This window comes from Rhodococcus sp. G6(2025), from assembly GCF_058628105.1.
The window spans coordinates 7075377-7096872 of sequence record NZ_CP179750.1 but is presented as its reverse complement, the minus strand read 5'-3'; the positions used below and the strand labels follow the sequence as shown (position 1 = coordinate 7096872).

The 21496-nt window shown below is 66.2% G+C and carries 21 protein-coding genes; 5 read left to right on the top strand and 16 right to left on the bottom strand.

Features of this window, described 5'->3' with window-relative positions; genetic code table 11:
• Position 1: 1 nt before the first annotated feature.
• Positions 2–595, bottom strand: a complete 594-nt coding sequence (gene hpaC / locus ACLIVD_RS32855) for a 4-hydroxyphenylacetate 3-monooxygenase, reductase component (RefSeq protein WP_164063966.1) — start codon at positions 593–595, stop codon at positions 2–4.
• 223 nt (positions 596–818) lie between these two features.
• On the opposite strand from hpaC, the gene ACLIVD_RS32850 reads away from it, so the two are divergent.
• Positions 819–1439 carry a response regulator transcription factor gene (locus ACLIVD_RS32850; RefSeq protein ID WP_007301658.1) on the top strand — a complete coding sequence of 207 codons (621 nt, stop codon included), beginning with the start codon at positions 819–821 and terminating at the stop codon, positions 1437–1439.
• A gap of 15 nt (positions 1440–1454) precedes the next feature.
• Here ACLIVD_RS32850 and ACLIVD_RS32845 read toward each other — a convergent pair whose 3' ends face one another.
• From ACLIVD_RS32845 to ACLIVD_RS32815, 7 genes are read right to left on the bottom strand one after another with little or no spacing between them, the layout of a single operon-like run.
• Positions 1455–2414 (bottom strand): PDR/VanB family oxidoreductase, encoded by a 960-nt coding sequence (locus ACLIVD_RS32845; protein ID WP_271212130.1) that lies wholly within the window; start codon positions 2412–2414, stop codon positions 1455–1457.
• A 46-nt stretch (positions 2415–2460) separates the two neighbouring features.
• Positions 2461–3201: an SDR family NAD(P)-dependent oxidoreductase gene (locus ACLIVD_RS32840; protein WP_164063970.1), complete on the bottom strand. Its 741-nt coding sequence runs from the start codon at positions 3199–3201 to the stop codon at positions 2461–2463.
• Positions 3202–3241: 40 nt separating this feature from the next.
• Positions 3242–3745 carry an aromatic-ring-hydroxylating dioxygenase subunit beta gene (locus ACLIVD_RS32835; RefSeq protein WP_491931340.1) on the bottom strand — a complete coding sequence of 168 codons (504 nt, stop codon included), beginning with the start codon at positions 3743–3745 and terminating at the stop codon, positions 3242–3244.
• Entirely contained in the window at positions 3735–5021 is a 1287-nt protein-coding gene (locus ACLIVD_RS32830; protein ID WP_491931339.1) for an aromatic ring-hydroxylating oxygenase subunit alpha, read from the bottom strand. Before ACLIVD_RS32830 ends, ACLIVD_RS32835 begins: the two co-directional genes overlap by 11 nt.
• Positions 5021–5521: a nuclear transport factor 2 family protein gene (locus tag ACLIVD_RS32825; RefSeq protein ID WP_317569147.1), complete on the bottom strand. Its 501-nt coding sequence runs from the start codon at positions 5519–5521 to the stop codon at positions 5021–5023. The genes ACLIVD_RS32830 and ACLIVD_RS32825 overlap by 1 nt, the downstream gene beginning before the upstream one ends.
• A 5-nt stretch (positions 5522–5526) precedes the next feature.
• Positions 5527–5904: a hypothetical protein gene (locus tag ACLIVD_RS32820; RefSeq protein ID WP_491931338.1), complete on the bottom strand. Its 378-nt coding sequence runs from the start codon at positions 5902–5904 to the stop codon at positions 5527–5529.
• 28 nt (positions 5905–5932) lie between these two features.
• Positions 5933–7093 carry an acyl-CoA dehydrogenase family protein gene (locus tag ACLIVD_RS32815; protein ID WP_283351349.1) on the bottom strand — a complete coding sequence of 387 codons (1161 nt, stop codon included), beginning with the start codon at positions 7091–7093 and terminating at the stop codon, positions 5933–5935.
• 198 nt (positions 7094–7291) lie between these two features.
• Here ACLIVD_RS32815 and ACLIVD_RS32810 point away from each other — a divergent pair, with 198 nt between their 5' ends.
• Both ACLIVD_RS32810 and ACLIVD_RS32805 read left to right on the top strand, forming a co-directional pair.
• Entirely contained in the window at positions 7292–8797 is a 1506-nt protein-coding gene (locus ACLIVD_RS32810; RefSeq protein ID WP_491931337.1) for an ATP-binding protein, read from the top strand.
• 98 nt (positions 8798–8895) lie between these two features.
• Positions 8896–9165, top strand: coding sequence for a hypothetical protein (locus tag ACLIVD_RS32805; RefSeq protein WP_280781189.1), 270 nt, complete (start codon positions 8896–8898; stop codon positions 9163–9165).
• A gap of 80 nt (positions 9166–9245) precedes the next feature.
• On the opposite strand, the gene ACLIVD_RS32800 is transcribed toward ACLIVD_RS32805, so the two are convergent.
• The 7 genes from ACLIVD_RS32800 to styD form a co-directional block, all read right to left on the bottom strand.
• A complete protein-coding gene (locus ACLIVD_RS32800) occupies positions 9246–10955 on the bottom strand; it encodes an amidohydrolase (RefSeq protein WP_491931336.1) in 1710 nt (569 codons plus the stop codon).
• A 33-nt stretch (positions 10956–10988) separates the two neighbouring features.
• The gene (locus ACLIVD_RS32795) at positions 10989–11504 is read right to left on the bottom strand and encodes a DUF5134 domain-containing protein (RefSeq protein ID WP_491931335.1); all 516 of its coding nucleotides are present in this window, start codon (positions 11502–11504) and stop codon (positions 10989–10991) included.
• An 8-nt stretch (positions 11505–11512) separates the two neighbouring features.
• Positions 11513–12952: an APC family permease gene (locus ACLIVD_RS32790; RefSeq protein ID WP_283351352.1), complete on the bottom strand. Its 1440-nt coding sequence runs from the start codon at positions 12950–12952 to the stop codon at positions 11513–11515.
• Complete coding sequence (locus ACLIVD_RS32785; RefSeq protein WP_491931334.1) at positions 12945–14903, bottom strand: primary-amine oxidase; 1959 nt, start codon at positions 14901–14903, stop codon at positions 12945–12947. Before ACLIVD_RS32785 ends, ACLIVD_RS32790 begins: the two co-directional genes overlap by 8 nt.
• A gap of 172 nt (positions 14904–15075) precedes the next feature.
• Complete coding sequence (locus ACLIVD_RS32780) at positions 15076–15645, bottom strand: TetR/AcrR family transcriptional regulator (protein ID WP_317569169.1); 570 nt, start codon at positions 15643–15645, stop codon at positions 15076–15078.
• A gap of 204 nt (positions 15646–15849) precedes the next feature.
• On the bottom strand, positions 15850–16965 hold the full coding sequence (locus ACLIVD_RS32775) for an NDMA-dependent alcohol dehydrogenase (RefSeq protein WP_283332132.1): 1116 nt from the start codon (positions 16963–16965) through the stop codon (positions 15850–15852).
• Between the two features lie 40 nt (positions 16966–17005).
• Entirely contained in the window at positions 17006–18493 is a 1488-nt protein-coding gene (gene styD, locus ACLIVD_RS32770) for a phenylacetaldehyde dehydrogenase StyD (protein WP_491931333.1), read from the bottom strand.
• 170 nt (positions 18494–18663) lie between these two features.
• On the opposite strand from styD, the gene ACLIVD_RS32765 reads away from it, so the two are divergent.
• Together ACLIVD_RS32765 and ACLIVD_RS32760 are read left to right on the top strand one after the other, a co-directional pair.
• Positions 18664–19329: a helix-turn-helix domain-containing protein gene (locus ACLIVD_RS32765; protein ID WP_280781195.1), complete on the top strand. Its 666-nt coding sequence runs from the start codon at positions 18664–18666 to the stop codon at positions 19327–19329.
• Positions 19330–19401: 72 nt separating this feature from the next.
• Positions 19402–19998, top strand: coding sequence for a cupin domain-containing protein (locus ACLIVD_RS32760; RefSeq protein ID WP_491931332.1), 597 nt, complete (start codon positions 19402–19404; stop codon positions 19996–19998).
• 69 nt (positions 19999–20067) lie between these two features.
• Here ACLIVD_RS32760 and ACLIVD_RS32755 read toward each other — a convergent pair whose 3' ends face one another.
• Positions 20068–21420 (bottom strand): ammonium transporter, encoded by a 1353-nt coding sequence (locus ACLIVD_RS32755; protein ID WP_491931331.1) that lies wholly within the window; start codon positions 21418–21420, stop codon positions 20068–20070.
• Between the last annotated feature and the right edge of the window lie 76 nt (positions 21421–21496).

The following is a 21496-nucleotide window of genomic DNA, read 5'->3' as shown; positions in this document are numbered from 1 at the left end:
GTTATTTACCTCCGGCTGCGGCGGGAACGAGGGTGGGCGTCACGGTGATCGGATCGGACCATTCGTCGTAGAACAGCCAGTCGGGGGACTCGACCGGAACCGACAAACGGTGGAATTTGCGTTGGAAGTAGACGAGGCTGTCGCCGTGTTCGCGCGTCTGCACGCGGTCCAGTTCGATGAACATCACCGAATGTGATCCCACGGTCTTGCTGTCCGCGATCCGGCCGGCGAGCACCACGTGGGCGGCGCGCAGGATCGGAACACCGTCGTCGGTGTCTTCTTCCCAGATGTCCCACTCGAACCGGTCCGCCATCGCGACTTGTGTTGCGCCCGCGAAATGCATGGCCAGTTCTTCGTCGTCGCCGGAGAGCACGTTGATACCGACTCTGCCGTTGTTCTGGAACACGTTGTGCATGGCGCTGTTCTGATTCACGCACACGAGTGCGGTGGGCGGGGAGTCGGTGACCGAGCAGACGGCGGTCACCGTCATTCCGCAGCGCCCGGCAGGGCCGTCGGTCGTCACGATGTTGACCGCGGCCGGCAGATTCGCCATGGCGGTGCGGAAGCTCGATTGCATTGTTGTGAGTTCGGGCATTTCGTCTCCATGAGTTGGAACAGGAAGTCGTGTCACCACGTTGCGCCGGCGTTCCTGCAAGAAGGATATGACGCGCGTCGTGTGCTGGAACATTGGCGGCGACGCTACTTTCTCGCAGTAAGTCGCGTATCCGAGTAGGGGATTCCTTCAGTTGCCTACCGCTTCCGTTACGGTCGGTGTTGACTGGACGAGAAAGCAAGCCATCTGTGCGAGGCAGGATTCGATGGATCAGCAGGAAACACGGGTATACATCGTCGACGACGATCAGGAGTTGTGCGCATCGCTTGCGTGGCTACTCGATTCGGTCAACATCACGTCGGAGTACTACTTCTCGGTGCAGTCGTTCCTGGACGAGTACCGCCGCGACATCCCGGCCTGCCTCGTGCTGGATGTCCGGATGCCGGAAGTCGGGGGATTCCAGCTCCAGGAGGCACTCCTCGCCGACGAATCCCCGATCCCGATCATCTTCGTGTCGGCACACGGTGACATCAAGATGTCGGTGCGGGCACTGCAGCGGGGTGCGCTGACGTTCATCGAGAAGCCCTACGATCCGCAGCACATGCTCGACGTGATTCAGGATGCGCTCCGGGTCGCGCGTCAACGATTCGGCGAGCGACGCAACAGAACGGAACTGCAGGGCCGGATAGACACGCTGACGGTGCGCGAAAAGGAAATTCTCGCACTCGTCCTCGACGGATTGCCCAGCAAGAACATCGCCAAGGAGCTGGGTATCAGCGTGAAGACGGTCGACGTGCATCGCACCCGTATCAAGGAAAAGACCGGAGCAGAGAGCATCGCCGTTCTCGTCCGCGATATTCTGCAGGCCGGAATTGCCGTGACGTGAAATTATTCGGCAGTTTCAGGGAAGTTCGACGACGAGCCGCCCGGATTTCGCGCGCGACACACACGCGGCAATTCTGTCTCCCGCCTTTCTCTCACTCTTGGTCAGGCAATTGTCGCGGTGGTCGGGTTCGCCCTCCAATACGTCCAGGACGCACGTGCCGCAGATACCTTCCCTGCAGGACGTGTCGATCTCGATGTCGTTCTCTTCGAGTACGTCGGCGATGGATTTCCCGGCAGGCACCTCGAACACCTCGCCCGTGTCGAGTTCCACCTCGAACGCCGTGTCCGAACCGGTCGCTGTAGGTGTCGCCGCCTCGAAGTGTTCGAAATGGACCGCGTCCTCACCGACCGCCGGTTCCGCCAGTCCGCGCACCCGATCCATGAAACCTTCGGGGCCGCAGGTGTAGACGTGGGTGGCGGCCGACGCGTCCGCCAGGATCTTCTCGAGGGCCGACAACTGATCGTCCCTCGTCAGGCCGAAGTGCAGGTGCACGTCACGGCGGAAATCGGCACTCTCCAGCAGGTCGGCGAACGCGGCCTGCGCCCTCGTCCGCGCGAAGTAGTGCAGGTCGAACTGCTGTCCCCGCCGATGCAACGCGAACGCCAGACTCAGCATCGGGGTCAACCCGATCCCCGCCGCGACGAGGATGTGCCGATCCGCACCCTCGGCGAGCGCGAGCAAAGTGCGGGGCCGGCTGATCTGCAACTCGCTGCCGACCCTCACACGATCGTGTAGCGCGGCCGAGCCACCGCGCGGGCCGGTCTCGCGTTTGACGGCGACAACGTACGATTCGGACTCGTGCGGCGGGCTGCACAGTGAGTACTGGGTGAGGACCTCGGTGGGACCGAGGATGTCGATGTGGGCGCCCGCCGGGTACGGGTCGAACGGTGACCCGTCCGTCCGAACAAGCCGGAACGACTTGATATCCGGCGTTTCCTCGACAATGTCCGCGACAGTGACAGTGAACATGCTCATGGTGATTATTCCTCCGGTGCTGCGACCCGTCGCCCGCGGGCGGGGGTCAGCGCATGTACAGGCCGCCGTTGACGTCCCAGCAGGCACCCGTGACCGACGCGGCCGTCGGCGATGCGAGCAGGGCAACGGTCTCGGCAATGAAATCGGGCGAGCCCAGGGTGCCCACCGGAATCGTGGTGAGGATGGCGGCCAGCTTGTCCGCGGGCACCGTCTCGCGCACGACCGGCAGGTCCAGAGGCCCGGGGGAGACGGCGTTCACCGTGACCCCCGACGGGGCGAGTTCGCGTGCGAAGACCTTGGTCAGTGTGCCGACGCCGCCCTTGGCCGCGGCGTAGTGCGCGCCGGTCGCCGTGCCACCGTTCTGCCCCGCCAGCGACGCGATGTTGACGATTCTGCCGTATCGCTTCGCGGCGAAGTAGCTTCCGAACACCTGGCAGCCGAGAAAGGCGCCGTTGAGGTTGATCTCGACGATGTCGGAGAATTCCTCCGGCGCGATGTCCATCAGCGAGCCCGTCTGCGACCGGCCGGCGTTGTTGACGAGGACGTCGATGCCGCCCCACTCCTGGATCACCCGGTCACGGACGGCTTCGAAACTCTTCCGCTTCCGGACGTCCAACTCCACTCCGATGGCCGTCTCGCCGTCCGGATCCAGCTCCGCCGCGGTCTCTTTCGCGGCGCCGCTGTCGATATCCGCGACCGCGACGCGGTATCCGCGGTCGTGCAATTGCTGTGCGATCGCGGCACCGAGGCCGCGTCCGCCGCCGGTGACTACTGCGACAGAATCCACGTCGAGCTCCTGTTCGATCGATAAGGTTCGGAAAGGCTGGTCAGAGAAGGTAGCCGGAGGCGTTGACCGCTGCCTGGGAGTTGACGAGCCGGATGACCTTGAGGTCCAACCGCGGCCCGCTCTCGGTGTAGCGAATGCGGTGCGTGACGTCGGCGGCGAGGGTCTGCTGGTCGTCGCGCTTGAAGCCCACCAGGATCTGCGCGGACCTCACCGTGATCGAGTCCTCGGTCCGTTCCTCGACCGTGAACCGCGAGACGGTGCGGACCGTCCGGGCGGCGGCGAGCGCGGACATCGAGTAGCCGGAGGTCAGACGTTCGATACGCATGCGCCGCATGCGAGTGTCGTCGTTGACCATGTTCAGCGATCCGTCGAAGTCGTCGGTGTCCGGGTCGATGGGAATGACGTACCGGCCTTCGTCGGTCCAGAGGGCGTCCCACGCCTGGTAGTCCTTGGCGTCGAGGAGTGCCGCTTCGTGCCAGATGAGTTCTATCGCCTGCAGTACCCGGGTGTCGGCGAGTTGGACGGTCATCAGATCAGTGCTCATCGGTCATCATCCTCTTCCACATTGCGTAGGCCTCGCGCATTCCGGTTTCGTCGGTGACGTGCGAGGTGCGGTGTCCGTCGCTGTCGAGCGCTTCACGATTGAGACCGCGGTTCACCATGATCGGCATTCCGGGTGCGCCGCGGGATCCGCGTTGTACCCGGTCCCAGGCCTCGGAATCGTCGGGGCTGCCGAACCCGAACGGGCCCTGGAAATGTTCGTGGATGCGGAGGCGTTCGCGGTTGACGATCTCCGGTCCGCCGTCCATGCCGAGGGCGATGTGCCGGATCTCGGTCTCGTCGACGGAGATCGGGCGCAGCACCCGGAAGAACGACATCGACATCGCGACGTTGGGGAAGATGTTGAGGTTGAACCCGGCGCCGTGCATGGAGCGGACGACGCGACGGACCTTGTCGGCGGGCATCGTCTTCGACAGCTCTTCGACGATGTGGTCGAAACGCGCCTGAATCTTCTCGGTGCCGTCGTCGTGGTCCAGGTCGACGTGCTCCGGGACCATGATGGCGACGCTGTGGCCGTTTCCGAGAGCGTGGGTGACGGCGTTGTCGTCGGTCATGAAGGAGAGCATGTCGGCGGTCTCGGCGTCGACGGAGGACATCCAGGACCGGTGCACGATCGGGAAGTGGTATCCGTCGGTGGTGTTCTCCAACTGGATCTTCCAGTTTCCGCGGAAACGGAAGCAATGTTCGCCCTGCGTCTTGATGGGGAATCCGGCGCCCTGCTTCATGAACAGGTCCATCCACACCTTCGCGTCGCCGAGGAAATCGTCGAGGGGTTCGACGTCGGGGTTGAAGCTGGCGAAGATCATCCCGGCGTACGACTCCACCCGCAGGCTCTGGAGGGGGAGGTCCTTCTTGTCGAGGTTCTCGTCGTAACCGTCGGGGTACGGGATTCCGCGCAGTCGCCCGTCGAGGGCGTACGACCAGCTGTGATAGGGGCAGGTGAACCCGTTCGCCTTGCCCTTGGGGACCTCACAGACGCTGGCCCCGCGGTGGCGGCACCGGTTCAGCAGGACGTTGAAGTTCCCTTTGCGGTCGCGGTTGACGATCACCGGTTGCCGGCCGATGGTCGCCATCTTGTAGCTTCCGGCCTCGGGGATCTCGCTCTCGTGGGCAACCCATACCCAGGTGCGGTAAAAGATTCTCTCGAGTTCCGCCTCGAACATGTCGGGGTCGGTGTACAGCGATCCGTCCACGCGGTCGTCCGTGGCGAGGGCCGCGAAGTTGGTGTCTGTGGTGGTGGGATCCAGCGAAGTGGTCATCACGTTCTCTTTCCATTCGATTCGGGCAGTCGTGTCGCCTCGTCGAGGCGAGTGACGAACAGCTTCTCGGTCGTGAAGTGCTTGATTCGAGCGATACCGCCCCGAACTTCACACTCGGCGGTGATGCGTGCGACGAGCAGTTCGGCCGATCCGTCCTCGTATCGCGACAACTGCTGCATGATCCACCGCCCCTGCGCCTCGGAGCCGTCGACCTCGATCTGCTCATTGCCGAGCAGGTGCACATTTCCCCGGAAATGGGAGTTCGGTGGAAGATACGCGGTGAGCATTCCGACGATCTCCGGCTGGCCCTGATGCGTGCCGAACCTGTGCGCGTACTCGGCGCCGATGCCTTCCCACACCGCATCGGGCGTGAACAGCGAGGCGAGTTCCTCGACCGAAAACGCCACGGAGGGAACATCGCACAGTTCCATGTAACGGCACATCACGCGGTGCACGGCCGCACGGCTCTCGATGCCCTCGGCCGCGGTCACAGAGTGCATTCCGCTCACGCGCCGAGGTCGACGTCTTCGCGGACGGTGAGCGCACGGCCGATGCGGGCTTCGATCTTCGCGTATCGCCACAGCGTGTACTCGCCGACCGGGGTGGTGCGGAAGAGGTTGCAGACGGCCTTGACGGTCTCCTGGGTGTCGACGTCGGCGAGGATGTAGCAGGTCCACGGCCAGCCGTCCGACGGTCCGACCAGGTGGCTGTCGTCGTCGATGTCGCCGATCACCCGGACGCCGGGTGTGTCGGCCACCGCGTCCATCATCCCGGAGAACGCCTTCCACACCAGCCCGCCCTGGCCGGTCGGGAGGTCGAAGAAGTTCTGGTTGATGCCGATGCAGAACAGGACTCGCAGCGGTGTGGTCTTGGTGTCACTCACGAATGGTCTCCTCGATGGAACGGGGTGGTCAGATGAAGCCGGGGAACGGCGGGATGTCCATGAGCACCGCACCGGCGCTGTCGTAGATGCCGTCGCCGAGGAAGGCGTGCTGCGGCGGGACCAGGGCCTCGCGCATGTACCGCTGCATCGCGTTGCCGTCGTAGATTGCGCCGGTGCCCGACAACTGGAATGCGGTGTGCACTGCGGAAGCGCCCGCCTTGGCCACGTGCGTCGACGACAGGCGAAGAAGCGCCGCAAGCTTGTCCGGGACGGGGTCGCCGGCGACCACCGTGGCGTACGCCTCGTCGGTGACCTCGTAGAAGAAGGCACGGGCGGACCTCAGCGTCGCCTCCGCCTTGGCCAGGTCGATGCGGTAGTAGGCGCGATCGGCGAGCTTGGGCGCTCCGGTGATTCCTGTGCGTCCCGCACCGACTTTGATCGCGTAGTCGAGCGCGGCGCGGCCCACTCCGAGATTGACGACGGCCAGGACCTGGGCGGCGTAGGCGATGGAGGGGTAGCGGTAGAGGGGTTCGTCGACGGTGGGGGTTCCGCCCCGGATGAATGTCCAGTCCTCGGGTACGACGACGCCGTCGACCTTCAGTTCGTGGCTTCCGGTACCCGACAGGCCGACCACGTCCCAGTTCTCGACGATCTCGACGTCCGTCGGCCACAGCAGTGCGGTGCGAGGCTTCCCGGCTGTGGAGTCGCCGCCGCGGATTCCGACGCCGAGAATGTCGGCGCCCTTGCATCCGCTGGCGAACTTCCACTGCCCGGTGATCTTCAGACCACCCGGCACCTGTTCGGCGGGTTGCACCGGGAACAGTCCGCCGGCGAAGACGAGGTCGGGGCTGTCCTTGTACAACTCCGCCTGTGTCGCGAGCGGCAGTGCCGCCAGGTAGACGAGGGCGGAGCCGAAGCTGGCGACCCAGCCCGCCGACGCGTCCACCGCGGAGATGCGTTCGATCATCCGCAGAAACTCGCTCGGGGGCAGCGCGTCGCCGCCGAATTGGCGGGGTGTCGCCGCGCGGTAGATGCCGATCTGCTTGAACTCGTCGATCATGTCGCGAGGCACGAACTTCTGGCGAGCGAACTCTTCCCGCCGCAATGCGACGTGCTCGAGGACGTCCTCGAACGACAGCGTCCCGTTCGCGGCGGCGTCCGTCGTGTCGAGGGTCGGTGCGTTGGTCATCAAATACTCCGATCGACGCGAAGTAGAAGGGGTGTGGCGTTTTTCGTGTCGAATTCACGCTATTGCGGTGGCGGGCATCACTCAATCGGTGCTTCCTCCCGAGGACGTGCAGAGATGTCGCCTCGGAGTAAAGGATTTCCCTATCGCGTCCGCGGTCCGTCCGCTCAGTAGACTCGAGATGAGCCGAAGGAGGCCGCATTGTCCGATCTCGCGCCGTCCGACTACGAACGACTCGTCGAGTCCCTTCGCTACTGCGTCCTGGTCCATGATGCGGCCACCAAGGACATCCTTTGGGCGAACCGGGCGGCGTCCGAACTGCTCGAGTTCACGGTCGAAGAACTCAAACCGCTCAAAGCGCCCGATATGAGTTCCCCGGCGAAGCGGTACCGCAGGTCGGTGGGACGGCGGTGGCTGCAGGAGGCTGTCGACAACGGGGCGGCGGTCATCGAATGGACGTATCGCGCGAAGAGCGGGCGAGAAGTCCTGACGGAGGCGATCGCGATCCGGGTCGAGTTGAGTGCCCGGACCGTGGTGATGGTGCAGTTCCGCGACATCGAGCAGGAAACGTCGATGCGCCGCGACCTCACCCGCACCGAGGCCGACCTCACCCGTACCGAGGCCCGGCTGGCCGCGTTCCTGCGGAACATGGCCGAAGGAATCCTCGTCCTGGACGACGACAGTCGGATCACGTATGCGAGCGAGGCGGCGTCGGAGCTCCTGAAGGTTCCGGTGGCATCGCTTGTCGGCGAACGCTTCACGGAGTTCTGCCGGGCGGGTCAGTCACGGGAGAGCGTGCGACGCGCCCTGCAACTGACGACCGCCGACGGGGGTTCCCAGAGCCTGCGCTACGAGGTGGAACTGACACCCGAGGAGCGCCGGTGGCATGCGGGGAGCTGCCAGCACATCGGTATCGAGAACGATCTGAGCGGCCACCTCCTGCTCTTCCACGACGTCACCGAACACGTCCGCACCGAGCAGGAGCACGAACGGGACTCGCAGTACCTCAACTACCTGGCCCGCTACAACGCGATGGGCGACATGGCGATGGCCATTGCCCACGAGTTGGCCCAGCCGCTCGCGGCCGCCACCAATTTCATCGCCGGAACGCAGAGCCGCCTCGACGACGGCCGGAGCGGTCACGACGAGGTGAGCTGGGGCCTGCGGGAGGCGCGCAAGCAGATCGACCGGGCCAATCAGATCGTCCGGAGTCTGCGTGAATACGTGACACAACTCGAGGAGTCGCAGCAGATCGTCGATCTCAACGACATCGTCGACGAATGCGCATATTTCATCGACATCCGGGCGCGGCAGAAGGGAGTTCACGTCGAGTACCTCCGGGCGCACGACACGGTTGCCGTCGTGTGCGAACGGGTGCTCACCGGGCAGGTCATCCTGAACCTGTGTTTCAACGCCATCGACGAGATGGCGGAATGGCCGGCAGCCGACCGCATCGTGACGGTACGCACCGACATCACCGAGACGGAGGGCGTCGTGAGCGTCGAGGACCACGGCAAGGGGCTCTCGCACATCCCGGACGGCCGAATCTTCGACGGCGCGTTCACCTCGAAGTCCACGGGTCACGGAATCGGGCTCGCGCTGAGCCACCGCATCATCTCCCGCCAGGGCGGGACACTCAGTGCGCGCGAGAACGATCCGCACGGGGCCGTCTTCACGTTCACGTTGCCCGCCGATCCGAACCACTGAGCGGCCGACCCCCACGCGGGTAAAGGTTTCTTGGATTCCGTTGGGCACGATCCGGTTCTAGCGTGGTGACAAACACCACCGCGGCCCGGAGGTACCTCGTGGACTATTCGCATCATTACCGGACATTCCTGACCTGTTACGCCGACACCCATCGCTACGGGTGGCACCACGTCGACCTCTTCGTGCACGACGAGGACGGCAACGAAGTGAACTGGGTCCATTGGCAGACCCGGGAGGACGGACCGGACGGCGCCGACGCGGCCACCGCGCGCGTCGAACCGAACCTGCGACGGACCACCGACTGGCAACGCGGAATCAGCGCCGACGGGAGCGAGTACTGGATCGCCGAGGCGGCGTGGGCTCAGTGAACCGGCGGATCGGATAGACGCCGAACTGCCGGTTCGCCGACCGAGCGGCGAACCGGCAATTCTGACGTATCGGTACCGGGCTACGCGACGCTTTCGGCGACGCGCTGGAACACGACCTTCCCACCCAGCACGGTGGAGACGACCTGCATTGCCGGGATGTCGTGCGGGTCGATGGTCTCGAGGTCGCCGTCGAGGATGCACAGGTCGCCCACCTTGCCGACCTCGAGTGATCCCTTCCAGTCCTCGGCGAAGTCCTGCCAGGCCGCGTTGATCGTGTAGGTGCGGACGGCGTCGGCGAGGCCGATGCACTGGTCGGGCCCGCTCACCGCGCCGCTGGCCTTGCTCTCGCGCAGGATCATCGTGGAGATGCCCTGACGCCAATCGGGCGGTGTGACCGGTGCATCGGAACTGCTCATCAGGTGCACCCCGGATTCGACGGCACTGCGATACGGCCATTCGTAGGCGGCTCGTTCGGTCCCGACCACCCCGACCTCCAGGTCGGCGATCGTCCACTTGATCGTCGGATTCATGTTGACGCCGATGCCGTTCTCGGCCAGTCGCTTCAGGGTGGCTTCGCTGATGAAGTCGCCGTGGATCAGGTAGTGCCGGGCATCCTCGCGGGGGTGCGCATTCTGCGCGGCGATGATCGCGTCGGCGACGGTGTCGATGGCACGGTCACCGGTGACGTGCACACCGATCTGGTAGCCGGCCTCGTGGCCGATGCGGACCATCTCGGTCACCTCGTACACCTGACGTTCGTCGGTGTCGCCGCCGACGCACAGGGAGCCGCAGCCGCCGCCGACGTATTCCTCGTGCATCCACGCGGTCTTGCTCGGCGGGATGCCGTCGGCGAACACCTTCACCCCGAGAACCCGGAACATCCTCGGGTCCACCGAGTCCGGAACGTCGATGTTCGCGAGGTTCTGTCCGAAATCCTCGGCCGATCCGGACATTCCGGTGGGCAGGAGGAGAAGGTTGACGCGGGCGCCCAGTTCGCCGCGGCGGGCGAGATCGGCATACACCGCGAGACCCTCGGCACCCATCGCGCCGCCGGCGAGGGCCTCGCCGCCGGGGCCGATCGCGGGATCGGTGAAGCTGGTGATGCCCTCGCTCTGCAGGATCGAGATCGCCGAGCGGAGTGCCTCCTCCCGGCGCTCCCGGGTGAGGGCGGGAAGAACACGCTGCACGAGGGCCTGCGCACCCTCCATGACGATGCCGGTCAGCAGGCCGTCCTCGCCGACCGGCATGAGGCTGCCCGGCGGGAGCGGGGTGGTTTCGTCCACCCCGGCGAGCGCGAGCGCCGCGCTGTTCACCCACGACGTGTGCCGCGAGAAGTCCTGCAGGAACACGGGATTGTTCGGGGACACCTCGTCGAGGTCCCAGCGGGTCGGCGTCCGTCCGGCCTCGGCGAGACACTCGTCGAGATACCCGTCGTCCCAGCCGGTTCCGATGATCCACTCGCCGTCCTCGGCCGCCGCGGCGGCCTCCCGCACGAGTTCACGGACGTCCGCGATCGACCGGACGGCCGGGAACGACACGTCCAGCGACAGCGGCGGAGTGTCGAGCCCGTAGGCGATGGCATGCAGGTGCGAGTCGTTGATTCCCGGGAGGATCGTCTTCCCACCGAGGTCCGTGACCACGGTGTCCGGTCCGATCAGGGTTTCGATCTCCGCATCGCTGCCCACCGCGTGGACGAGTCCGTCACGCACCGCGAGGGCGGTGGCGATCGTGAAGTTCGCGTCGACGGTGAAAACCTTGCCGTGGGTGTAGACGGCATCGGCGTAACTCATCGGTTCCTCCAGGTTGCAGTCGTGGGAGAGCTGTCAGACGGCCATGGGGGCCATGCCCAGGATCATCAGTGCGGATCCTGCCGCCGCGGCCCTGACGCCGGAGCGGCGCTCGCGGCGCGGGGTGGAGCGAAAGAGATGCAGTGTCAACAGTGCCCAGCACACGAGCACGAGGAGTGGCAGCCAGCCAGTCGAGATTCCAGCGCCACCGTGGTGGTGGCCCGACGACGCCGACGCGGCCGGGGCGGGGGCGGACGTCGGGGCCAGGAGTAGCAGCACCCCCATGGCGGTGAGGTCCACCGCACAGGGCACGGCGGTCCGGCGGTGCATGGTCTCACCGGTGACGAACACGGCGAGGGCGATGAGGACGGCACCCTCCAGCAGGTGAATCCCCGCCGGCAGGCCGGGGATCATCATCGCGACCATCGACACCGACATCGCGCCGTGCGCGATCCGCACCCGGCAGTCCGTGCCGTGTGCCCGCCACATCGGCACCATCGCCCCGACGGCTCCGACGAGCATCGCCGCGTGCACGGCAGGGATCTCGAACATCGCCGGGCTCAGATCGTGGGGGTGAGTTCGCGACGCTGCCCGACATCCGCCCGGCTCTGCCGGGTGACCCGGGCGACGACCAGACCGGCGACGAAGAACAGCGCGATCACGGCCAGCAGGATGTCCGCGAGCAGTTCCGATCCGCCGATCAGCGTGGTGAAGTTGTCGAGCACCAACCCGGTGACGGCCACCAGGCCCACGCATCCGAGCACCGGAGCGATGCGGGTGTGCCAGAGCCGGGTATCCAGCCGGGTGCGGGCGAAGAACGCGATGATCGCGACGCTGGTGAGCACCATCAGCACCAGGATGCTCACGGTGGCCAGACCCGCCATCCAGGTGAACAATTCCAGCACCGGGTCCGCGCCGACGAGGGCGAACACCCCCACGACCACCGTCGCGGAGATCGTCTGGGCGACCGAGCCGATATGCGGGGAACCGTGCTTGGTGTGGGTGCGGGACAGTGCGCGCGGCGCCGCCCCCTTGCGGGCGAGGGCGAACACGTACCGGGAGATGGCGTTGTGGAAGGCGAGGAGTGCGGCGAACAGGCTGGTGACGAGCATGATCGCCATGACGTCGGCCGCGGGTCCGCCCAGGAAGTGCGCGGCGGCGGCGAACGTCAGACCGGCAGGGTCGGCGGCGGCCGCGGCGGAGACGTTGTCGCTGCCGAACGCGAGCACCACGGCCCAGCTCGCCAGCGCATATACAAGCCCGATGACGATCACGGCGGCGTACGTCGCGATCGGAATCGTGCGCCGGGGGTTGCGGGCCTCCTCGCCGTAGATCGCGGTCGCCTCGAAGCCGATGAACGACGCGATCGCGAACATCAATGCGACACCGGGGGATCCGCTGAAGAACGACGTCGGGGTGAACGATGCGAAGTCGATACCCGCGGCCCCGCCCCGCACCAGCACGCCGAACGACAGCGCCAGGATGATGCCGATCTCGAGCACGAGGAGCACCCCGAGGACCTTGGCGCCGAGGTCGATGCTGCGGTATCCGAGCACGGCCACGAGTGCGATGAGTACCAGCGCCCACATCCACCACGGCAGGTCGGGTCCGCCGTACTGGACCACGAGGCCCTGAATCGTCGCGGCCGCCAGACCGTACACGGCGGCCTGAATGGCGGTGTAGGTCAGCAGAGCGAGGCCGGCTGCGCCGAGCCCGCAGGACTCGCCCAGTCCCTTGGCGACGTAGGCGTAGAAGGCACCGGTGTCGACCATGTGGCTGCTCATGGCCGCGTATCCGACGCTGAAGACGAGCAGGACCAGTGCGGCAATGAGATAGGCGGTTGGGGCGCCCGCGCCGTTGCCGATCGCGATCATGACGGGCAGAGCGCCGCCGATCGCGGTCAGCGGCGCGGCGGCAGCGATGACGAGGAAGACGATCCCGACGACGCCGATGGATCCGCGTAACTTGCCGGCACCCGAACCCGTGGTGGTGTCAGACATCTGTTCCCCCGTCCGAGTGGCAGCTGCCGCCTCCGGTCGCGCAGTGCTTCGACGTCGTGCGGGGAACGTCGAGGGCGGGGTTGCGGTCGAAGAAGCCGTTGGGCTTCAACGTGAACCCGGTGTAGTCGACGGGCATGATCGGCCAGTCCTCCGGTCGCGGGAAGTGCGTGAGGCCGAACGTGTGCCAGACGACGACGTCTTCGTTCTCCAGATCGCGATCACCGGCGACGAAGCTGGGCAGTCCGGCGCCACCCGCGTGCTGGTTCACGAAATCCCCTGCCGCGTAACGCTCCTTCTCATCGAACTGGGTGACCCACAGGTGCTTGGTGGCGAACGTCGCCCGCGCCGCGATCGAGGAGTCGTCGTCGGCCAGCAGGATCGGCTGACCCTCCGGGTGGAGTGCGTACGCCACCGGCTTGCCCAGACGATTCAGCTTGTTCGGGTTGCTGATGTGCCACACGCGTCCGACGCTGTTGTCCGCGAGGCGCTGCGCCTCGGATTCCTTCGTCAGCGGCGTGCGCTCGAGGGTGAACGCGTTACCGTGCAGGTTCCCGGGGCCCATCTTCACCCGCTTGGTCTGCACCTCCTCGACGGAGTTGCGGGCGCCGTCGATCATCATGTCGAGGCGGGCGCTGAACAGGTGCTGGTGGTACGGGGCGCCGAGGCCGGGGGCGATCTCCGAGGCGTACGGGTAGTCGCCGCCCGGGTGACCCGACGTGAAGACGATGCCGGTGGCCTTGACCTCGAATTCGATGGTGCCGTCGAGGTAGAGGTACCAGAAGAAGCCGTAGTCGTAGTTGCCGATGGTGGTGAAGAAGGAGATGACGAGACGGCGCTGGCGGCGGGTCTCGGCGGAGCCGGCCCACAGGTCGGTGTGCTTCCACAGCACGCCGAAGTCCTCCTCGTGCATGCACACGGCGTTCTTCAGCGTCTTGGGGGTGCCGAACTCATCGGCGATGACGGCGTCGAAGTAGGTGATGTCGCCGACGCAGTCGCAGCCGAGTTCGAGGGCGTTCGCGTAGCGGCCCACCATGTACTCGCCGGTGTCGAAGTAGTTCTGCCACGACCGGACCGGCGAGGGGTCGCCGTAGGGCACCACCATCTCGGCGATGGACGCGCGGTGGATGATGGGGCGCACCCGGTCGCCGTCGGCGAACCCGAGCTGGTGGAGGACGAGACCCTCGCGGGCGTCGAAGCCGACGCGGAACGACCACTTCTCCCAGTCGACGCGGTTGCCGTCGACGACGAAGCTGGGGCCCTCGGGCTGGGTGATCTCGATGGGCTTCTGGGTGGTGCGCAGGGGGCCGGTGACGGTGAGGTCGTCGAAGTTGCCCGACTCCTCGGGGACCGGGACGGCGCCGAGGTCGAGAACGTCGGTGACGGTCCGGTTCATGACGTCGACGAATCCGACGAGCCCGTCGATCGGGTGCGCCCAGGCGTGGTCCTTCGGGTGGTCCTGGCGGAACGCGAGCCCCCGGAGGATCCGCGTGCCCGTCTCGCCGGGGTAGTCGAAGACACCGGCCGAGAGGGGAGCGACCCGGACGTCGGCGACGTCGAGTCCGCGGGCGGCGAGCGCGGCGAGCCAGCGTTCGTCGGCGGCCAGCACCTGTTCGACGAGTTCGAACTCCTCGTCCAGGACGGGCATCTGACCGTCACGGGCGGCGTCGAGGGTCACCGAGCTGATCACCGACCGCTGGGTCACGGACACGACGACGTCCACCGCGTTGGGTGACGAGATGTCGTGCAGCAGAACGCGGAATCGGCGATCGGTCTCGGGGGCCTCCGCCGTGTACAGCGTCGACTTGTCCGGTTCCTCGAGGCCGACGTAGACGAATCTCGTCTGCTCGGTCAGCGCGTCGGCGGCCTCGAGGATCTCGCGGAGGGAGGCGATTTCTTCGACGGTCGGCAGCGACAGCGGGTGGTCGATACGCGCAGGGGAAAGGGTGGGCATGTCGCGATCCTTTGGTTCTACGGGTGTTGAATAAAAAGCTTAGTGACGTACGTTACAGCCGAGGTGCCCTCGTGTAAACAGTGAGTTTCGCGCCCGAACAAACTGACCGTTCGGTCAAAAATGGTTCTCTATCGGATTCCGCAGCAACGGTTTTGGCTGAGCGACGGAAGGCTCAGAGTGCGGCGACGAACTGCTCGAGCATCTCCAGCTGACGCTCCGACGACGTTTCGCCCGGCGTGAGGACACCCAGAATCTGCATGCCCATCATCATGTTGAGCAGTTGCTCGACCACGATGCTGACGTCGATGTCGCCGACGGAGCCCTCCTCGCGCGCCTGCTCGAGGAAGATCGCCATCTGCTCACGCCAGTGGTCCATGGTGCGGCGGTTGGTCGCGGCCATCTGCTCGTCGTACATGGCCCGCGGCCACAGCGAGGCGGCTATCCGGGCTTCGAGGAGTTGCTCTTCGTTGATCGGCATCACTTCGCGGCAGAGGATGCGCAGTGCGTCGAGTCCGGTCGCGTCGCCGAGCGCCTCGGTGATCCGGCGGTCGGTGGCTTCGGAGATGTGCTCGTACGAGGTACGGAGGATCTCGTCCTTGCCGGCGAAGTAATGACTCAGGGCGCCGTTGGTGTACCCGGCCTCGGTGGCGATGTCGCGCATGTTGGCAGCATCGATACCGCGGGCGGCGATCAACCGCCAGGCGGCGGCGGTGATGCTGCGCCGACGCTCGTCGTGATCCACGACCTTAGGCACGACGCGTACCTGCCCCACGAGCGATCATGCGACCACGGTATCAATGAGCTCCGCCGAGATTGAGAACGACCACTCCCGAGACGACGAGACCGGCGGCGATCGCGGCAATCAGGAACACGTACGGCATGGGACAGGGAACCATGCCGGGAGCGGAGAGGCGTGCAGCGCCCCACCGCTCCCGACTGTGCAGATCTACGAGTACATGATGACGCCGCGGACGTTCTCGGCCTTCCGCATCGCCTCGTAGCCGTCGTTGATCTGATCGAGTGTGTATGTCCTCGTGATCATCTCGTCGAGCTTCAGCTGACCCTCCATGTACAGCCGCAGCAGATGAGGGATGTCGAACCGGATGTTCGCGTTGCCGAACCACGCCCCCTTGAGGGTCTTGCGCATCGCCGTCAGATCGAACAGGTTCAGATCGACGTCGTTCTGCGTGACGTCGCCGACCGACACGTGGACGCAGGTGCCGCCCTTGGCCACCAGGCTCATCGCCGGGGCGATGATGCGGCCACTCGCATTCGCGATGGTGATGAGCACCTTGTCGGCGAGCTGGCCCCACGTCAGATCCTGGAGGAGGGGGAGCGCCTCGTCGATGCTCGCCGCGGTGTGGGTCGCACCGAAGATCTTGGCCTGCTCCCGCTTGAACTCCGACGGGTCGACGACCACGACGTGCCGGGCCCCGGCGAGCGCTGCGCCCTGGACCGCCCCGCACCCGACGCCGCCCATGCCGATCACGACGACGGTCTCACCGGCCTGGACGCCGGCCGCGTACACCGACGACCCCCAGCCCGTCGTGACACCGCAGCCGACCAGCGCCGCCTTGTCGAGGGGAATGTCCTTCGTGATCTTGACGCACGACGCCTCGTTGACCACCGTGTACGGCGAGAACGTTCCGATCAGGCACTGGATGGCGGCGTCCTTGCCGCGAACGTGATGCCGCGCCGTGCCGTCCGAGATCTGCCAGCCTTCGAGCAGGTGGGCTCCCAGGTCGCAGATGCTGGACTGGCCGGTCGCGCACTGCCTGCATCGGCCGCACGCGGGGATGAATCCGAGGGCGACGTGATCGCCCTTCTCGACGCTGGTGACACCGGGCCCGACCTCGAGGACGATGCCGGCGCCCTCGTGGCCACCGATGAACGGGTAGTACTCGAGCGGCAGGCTGCCGTCCCGGACGTGTTCGTCCGAGTGGCACATCCCCGACGCCGCCAGCTGCAGAAGCACTTCTCCGTGCTTCGGGGGGTCGAGTTCCAGTTCTTCGATCTGCCACGGCTGACCGGGCTCCCACAACACTGCGGCCTGGGTTTTCATAAGTCCTGCTCCTGTCCGACGACGTCGATGCTGGGGGCGATCAGAGGATGATCGTGACGACCTTCTCCTCGGTGTTGGCTTCGATTCCGGCCCAGCCGAGTTCGCGGCCGGTGCCGCTGGTCTTCATGCCGCCCCAGGGCAGGGCGGGGTCGATGGGTGCCCAGCCGTTGACCGCGACCGCTCCGGCGCGGACCTTGCCTGCGAGGGTGTGGGCGTGGGACACGTCGCGCGTCCAGATCGAGGCGGCGAGCCCGTAATCGGTGGCGTTGGCGATCGCGATCGCCTCGTCGGTGGTGTCGAACGCGATGACGGTGCCGACGGGTCCGAAGATTTCCTCCCGCGCGATCTTCATGTCGTTGTTCGCGTCGGCGAAGATGGTCGGCTGGACGAAGAACCCGTCCCCGTCCGGGCGGCCACCGCCGGCGGCGACCCGGGCGCCCTCGCTGCGTCCGGCCTCGATGTAGCCGAGGACGGTGTCACGCTGCTTCGCGTTCACCAGGGCGCCCATCGTGGTCGCCGGATCGAACGGGTCGCCGAGGACCTGCGCGGACGCGGCGGCGGCGAGACCGTCGACCACCTGCGAGTACAGCGAGCGGTGCACCAGGATGCGGGTGCCCGCGGCGCAGACCTCGCCCTGATTGAAGAACAGTCCCATCGCGGTCCCGTTGATGGCGGCCTCGAGGTCGGCGTCGGGGAGGATGATCTGCGGGGACTTGCCGCCGAGTTCGAGGGTGGTGCGCTTGAACGTGTCGGCGGCGCGCTTGGCGATGATCCGGCCGACGCGGGGGCTGCCGGTGAAGCTGATCTTGTCGACGCCGGGGTGGCCGGCGAGTGCGTCGCCCGCGACCTCGCCGAGCCCGGGCACGATGTTGACGGTGCCTGCGGGCAGTCCGGCCTCCTCCAGCAGCGTCGCGAGGTGAAGGATCGACAGCGGTGCGTCCTCCGGCGGCTTGACCACCAGCGTGTTCCCGGCGGCGAGGGCCGGGGCGATCTTCCATGCCGAGATCATCAGCGGGGTGTTCCACGGAACGATCGCGCCGATCACGCCGACCGGTTCGCGGACGGTGTACGAGTGGGTGGGCTGGCCGAAGTAGCCGGCGGTCGGGATGGACTGACCGGTGATCTTGTCGGCCCAGCCGGCGAAGTGCCGGAACGTGCCGGCGGCCATCGGGATGTCGAGCATGGTGGGCTGGCCGACGGGCTTCCCGACGTCGAGGGCCTCGAGCCGGGCCAGGATCTCGCCGTCGCGTTCGATGAGATCGGCGACCTTGTTCAGGATCCGTCCGCGGGCGGCGCCGGGCAGCGAACCCCATTCACCGTTCAGCTGCGTGCGGGCGGCCCGGACCGCGTCGTCGATGTCCTGGGCGGTGCCGGACGCGATCTGGGCGAGGGGGCGAGCGGTGGCCGGGTTCAGATCCGTGAACGTCCCGCCGTCCGACGCCGCGCGCCACTGCCCGCCGATGAACAACTCGGTCGCGGTTCCATCAGGAAGTCCTGTGGCACTGACGTTCTCGTGTACTGCGGTCATGGCGTCAACTCTCCCGATGGTGTTGTGATGGCTGTCACAAGCATGCGGGCGGAGGCGCGGCGTCGTCTTGCACGCATGCGCATAGTTATTGCTCGTATGCGCACCGATTCGCCGTCCGGCGTAGTGAGTCGCGGTTTCCTGACAGTAAACGGCGCTGCTACGATGCGGACGTGACCACTCGACCCGAGACCGAGGTCCACCGCGACACGGGAGACCCAGCGCCCGTCGAGCGTGAGGTGCCGTCCGATACGCCGACCGGGCCCGATCTCGAGAAGGTGATCGCCAGGCAGGTCCGGTCGCTCCGCAAAGCCAGTGGACTCTCAGTGGGGGACATGGCGGCCAAAGTCGGAATCTCGAAGGCCATGCTGTCCAAGATCGAGAACTCGCAGACCTCGTGCAGTTTGTCGACGCTGGCGCGTCTGGCAGCCGGGCTCGACGTGCCCGTGACCTCTCTGTTCCGGGGCGCCGACACCGCCCGCGACGCCGTGTACGTCGAGGCGGGCCGCGGTGCGGTCATCGTCGGGCGAGGCACCCGGGTGGGACACCACTACGAACTTCTCGGCGCACTGCGCGGCCAGCACAAGCGACTCGAGCCGGTGCTGGTCACGCTCACCGACTCCAGTGAGACGTTTCCGCTGTTCCAGCACGCCGGCACCGAATTGCTCTACATGCTCGAGGGCGTCATGGTCTACGGGCACGGCGAGGCCGAGTACACGCTGCGGCCGGGGGATTCGCTGCTCCTCGACGGTGAAGGTCTGCACGGGCCCAACGATCTCGTGCGGTTGCCCATCCGCTTTCTTGCCGTCACCGCATACCCCGACCACCACGAGGACTGACGGCCGTAATCGGAATTTCGACCTTCCTCCGCCTCCGCGCCGGGCGTAGAGTGGCGGTTGGTTCGAAAGGTCGTGGTTACGGTGATAGCGACAGTTCAGATAGCGTCCGACGGCCAGTCCGCGCTGCCCTTCGACCGCCTCGAGCCGGTTCACCTGGCCACCGCGGGCACGATCGGTGTCTACTATTTCGACTACGGCACCGATGCGCGGATGAACTCGGATGATCTCGGCGACTTCTACGTCGTTCAGATCCCGCTGTCGGGTACGGCCCGAATTACTTCTGGCGCCGAGGAGTTCGATTCGACCATGTCGATCGCGTCGATTCTGCAGCCGGGACGCTCCGCCACCATGCAGTGGCACGAAGGGCAATCTCAGCTGATCATCCGACTGGCGCGCCGAAGTCTCGAGGAGCACTTGCAGGAAATTCTCGGGAGGCCACTCAGTGAACCGCTGAGATTCGAGCCGCAGATGGAACTCGGACGACCCGCGATCCGAGGGTGGCGGGAGGCGGTCGAACTTCTGGAGCACGAAGTGGCGAATCATACCGCGATTACTGCAGATTCGGCCGCCATGGAGGAATTCGAACTGATCGTGCTGAGTCAGTTCCTGTCCGCTCAGCCGAACAATTACAGTGCAAGGCTTCGGGGTCTGGCTCAGAGCCTGACCTAGCTGGGCACACCAGTGGCCCTGCCCCGCGGAGTGTTGGGGGCAGGACCACTGTCTGTCTCGGGACCGGGATCAGGCCTTGGCGGGGTCCGCAGCCCTGGTCGTGATTGCTTCTGCGCCGAGAACCGCGTCGGTGCCATGCTTCGAGGCGCCGGTGAGGCCGACGGCATCGAGTACGTAGGCCGTTTCGCCGTGGACGGACACGTCGAGGCCGTCGTACTCGCTTTCCTGGTCGGCGCGAATGCCCATGAACTTCTTCAGTGCCAGTGCGATCACCAGTGTGACGACGAAGCAGTAGGCGAGAACGGCTGCCACGGCGACACATTGACGCCACAGCACGTCGACGCCGCCGCCGTAGAAGAGCCCCGCGGCGCCGTTGGGAGCGGCCGGATCCGCGAGGAAACCGATCAGAACGGTGCCGAGGATGCCGCCCACCAGGTGCACGCCGACGACGTCGAGCGCGTCGTCGTAGCCGAGCCGGTACTTCCAGGAGACCGCGAAGCAGCAGACCGCGCCGGCGGCGCCTCCGACGACCAGAGCGCCGAGCGGTGAGACGGCGCCGCAGGCAGGTGTGATGGCGACCAGTGCTGCGATCAGACCCGACGCGGCGCCCAACGAGGTGGCGTGGCCTTCACGCAGTTTCTCGACTGCCAGCCAGGCGCAGATACCCGCGCACGCCGCGGCGACGGTGTTGAGGATGACGACGGACGCGCTGTTCCCGGCGGACAGCGCCGAGCCGCCGTTGAATCCGAACCAGCCGAAGAGAAGGATGCCGGCGCCGAGCATGGTCAGGGGAAGGCTGTGCGGGCGGGGCGAGACTGGGAACGTCTTGCGGGCCCCGAGAACCAGGACGACGGCGAGGGCGGCGATGCCGGCGTTGATGTGCACGGCCGTGCCGCCGGCGAAGTCGATGGCGCCGAGGCTGTTGGCGATCCACCCGCCGATCACCGACCCGTCCGCGGAGTCGAACGCGAACACCCAGTGGGCGACGGGGAAGTAGACGAACGTGGCCCACAGTCCGGCGAACAGCATCCAGGCGCCGAACTTCATCCGGTCGGCCAGCGCGCCGGAGATCAGTGCCACGGTGATGCCCGCGAACAACAGCTGGAATCCCGAGACCAGCGCGGGCGGCAGTCCGGGTTCGGCGGGGGCCTCCAGTAATGAACTGGAGCCGAAGAACTCGAGGGGGTCGCCCAGAATGCCGAGACCGCCGAGGGAGTTACCCAGCACGGCGGAGTAGCCGAACACGATCCACAGCACCCCGACGACGGCGAACGCGCCGAACGTCATCATGGCCATGTTGAGCGTGTTGCGCACGCTGACCATTCCGCCGTAGAACATGGCCAGGCCCGGCACCATGAGGCTCACTGCCGTGAAGGCCGCGAGAATCCAGGCGGTGTCGGCCGCAGCGACTGCTTCGTTCATAGTCGTCCACCTTGATCGAGGATGGCGTGACACTTGTCGCGTCCGCCTTTGGGAATCAATGTCTAGTGTCAGTGAA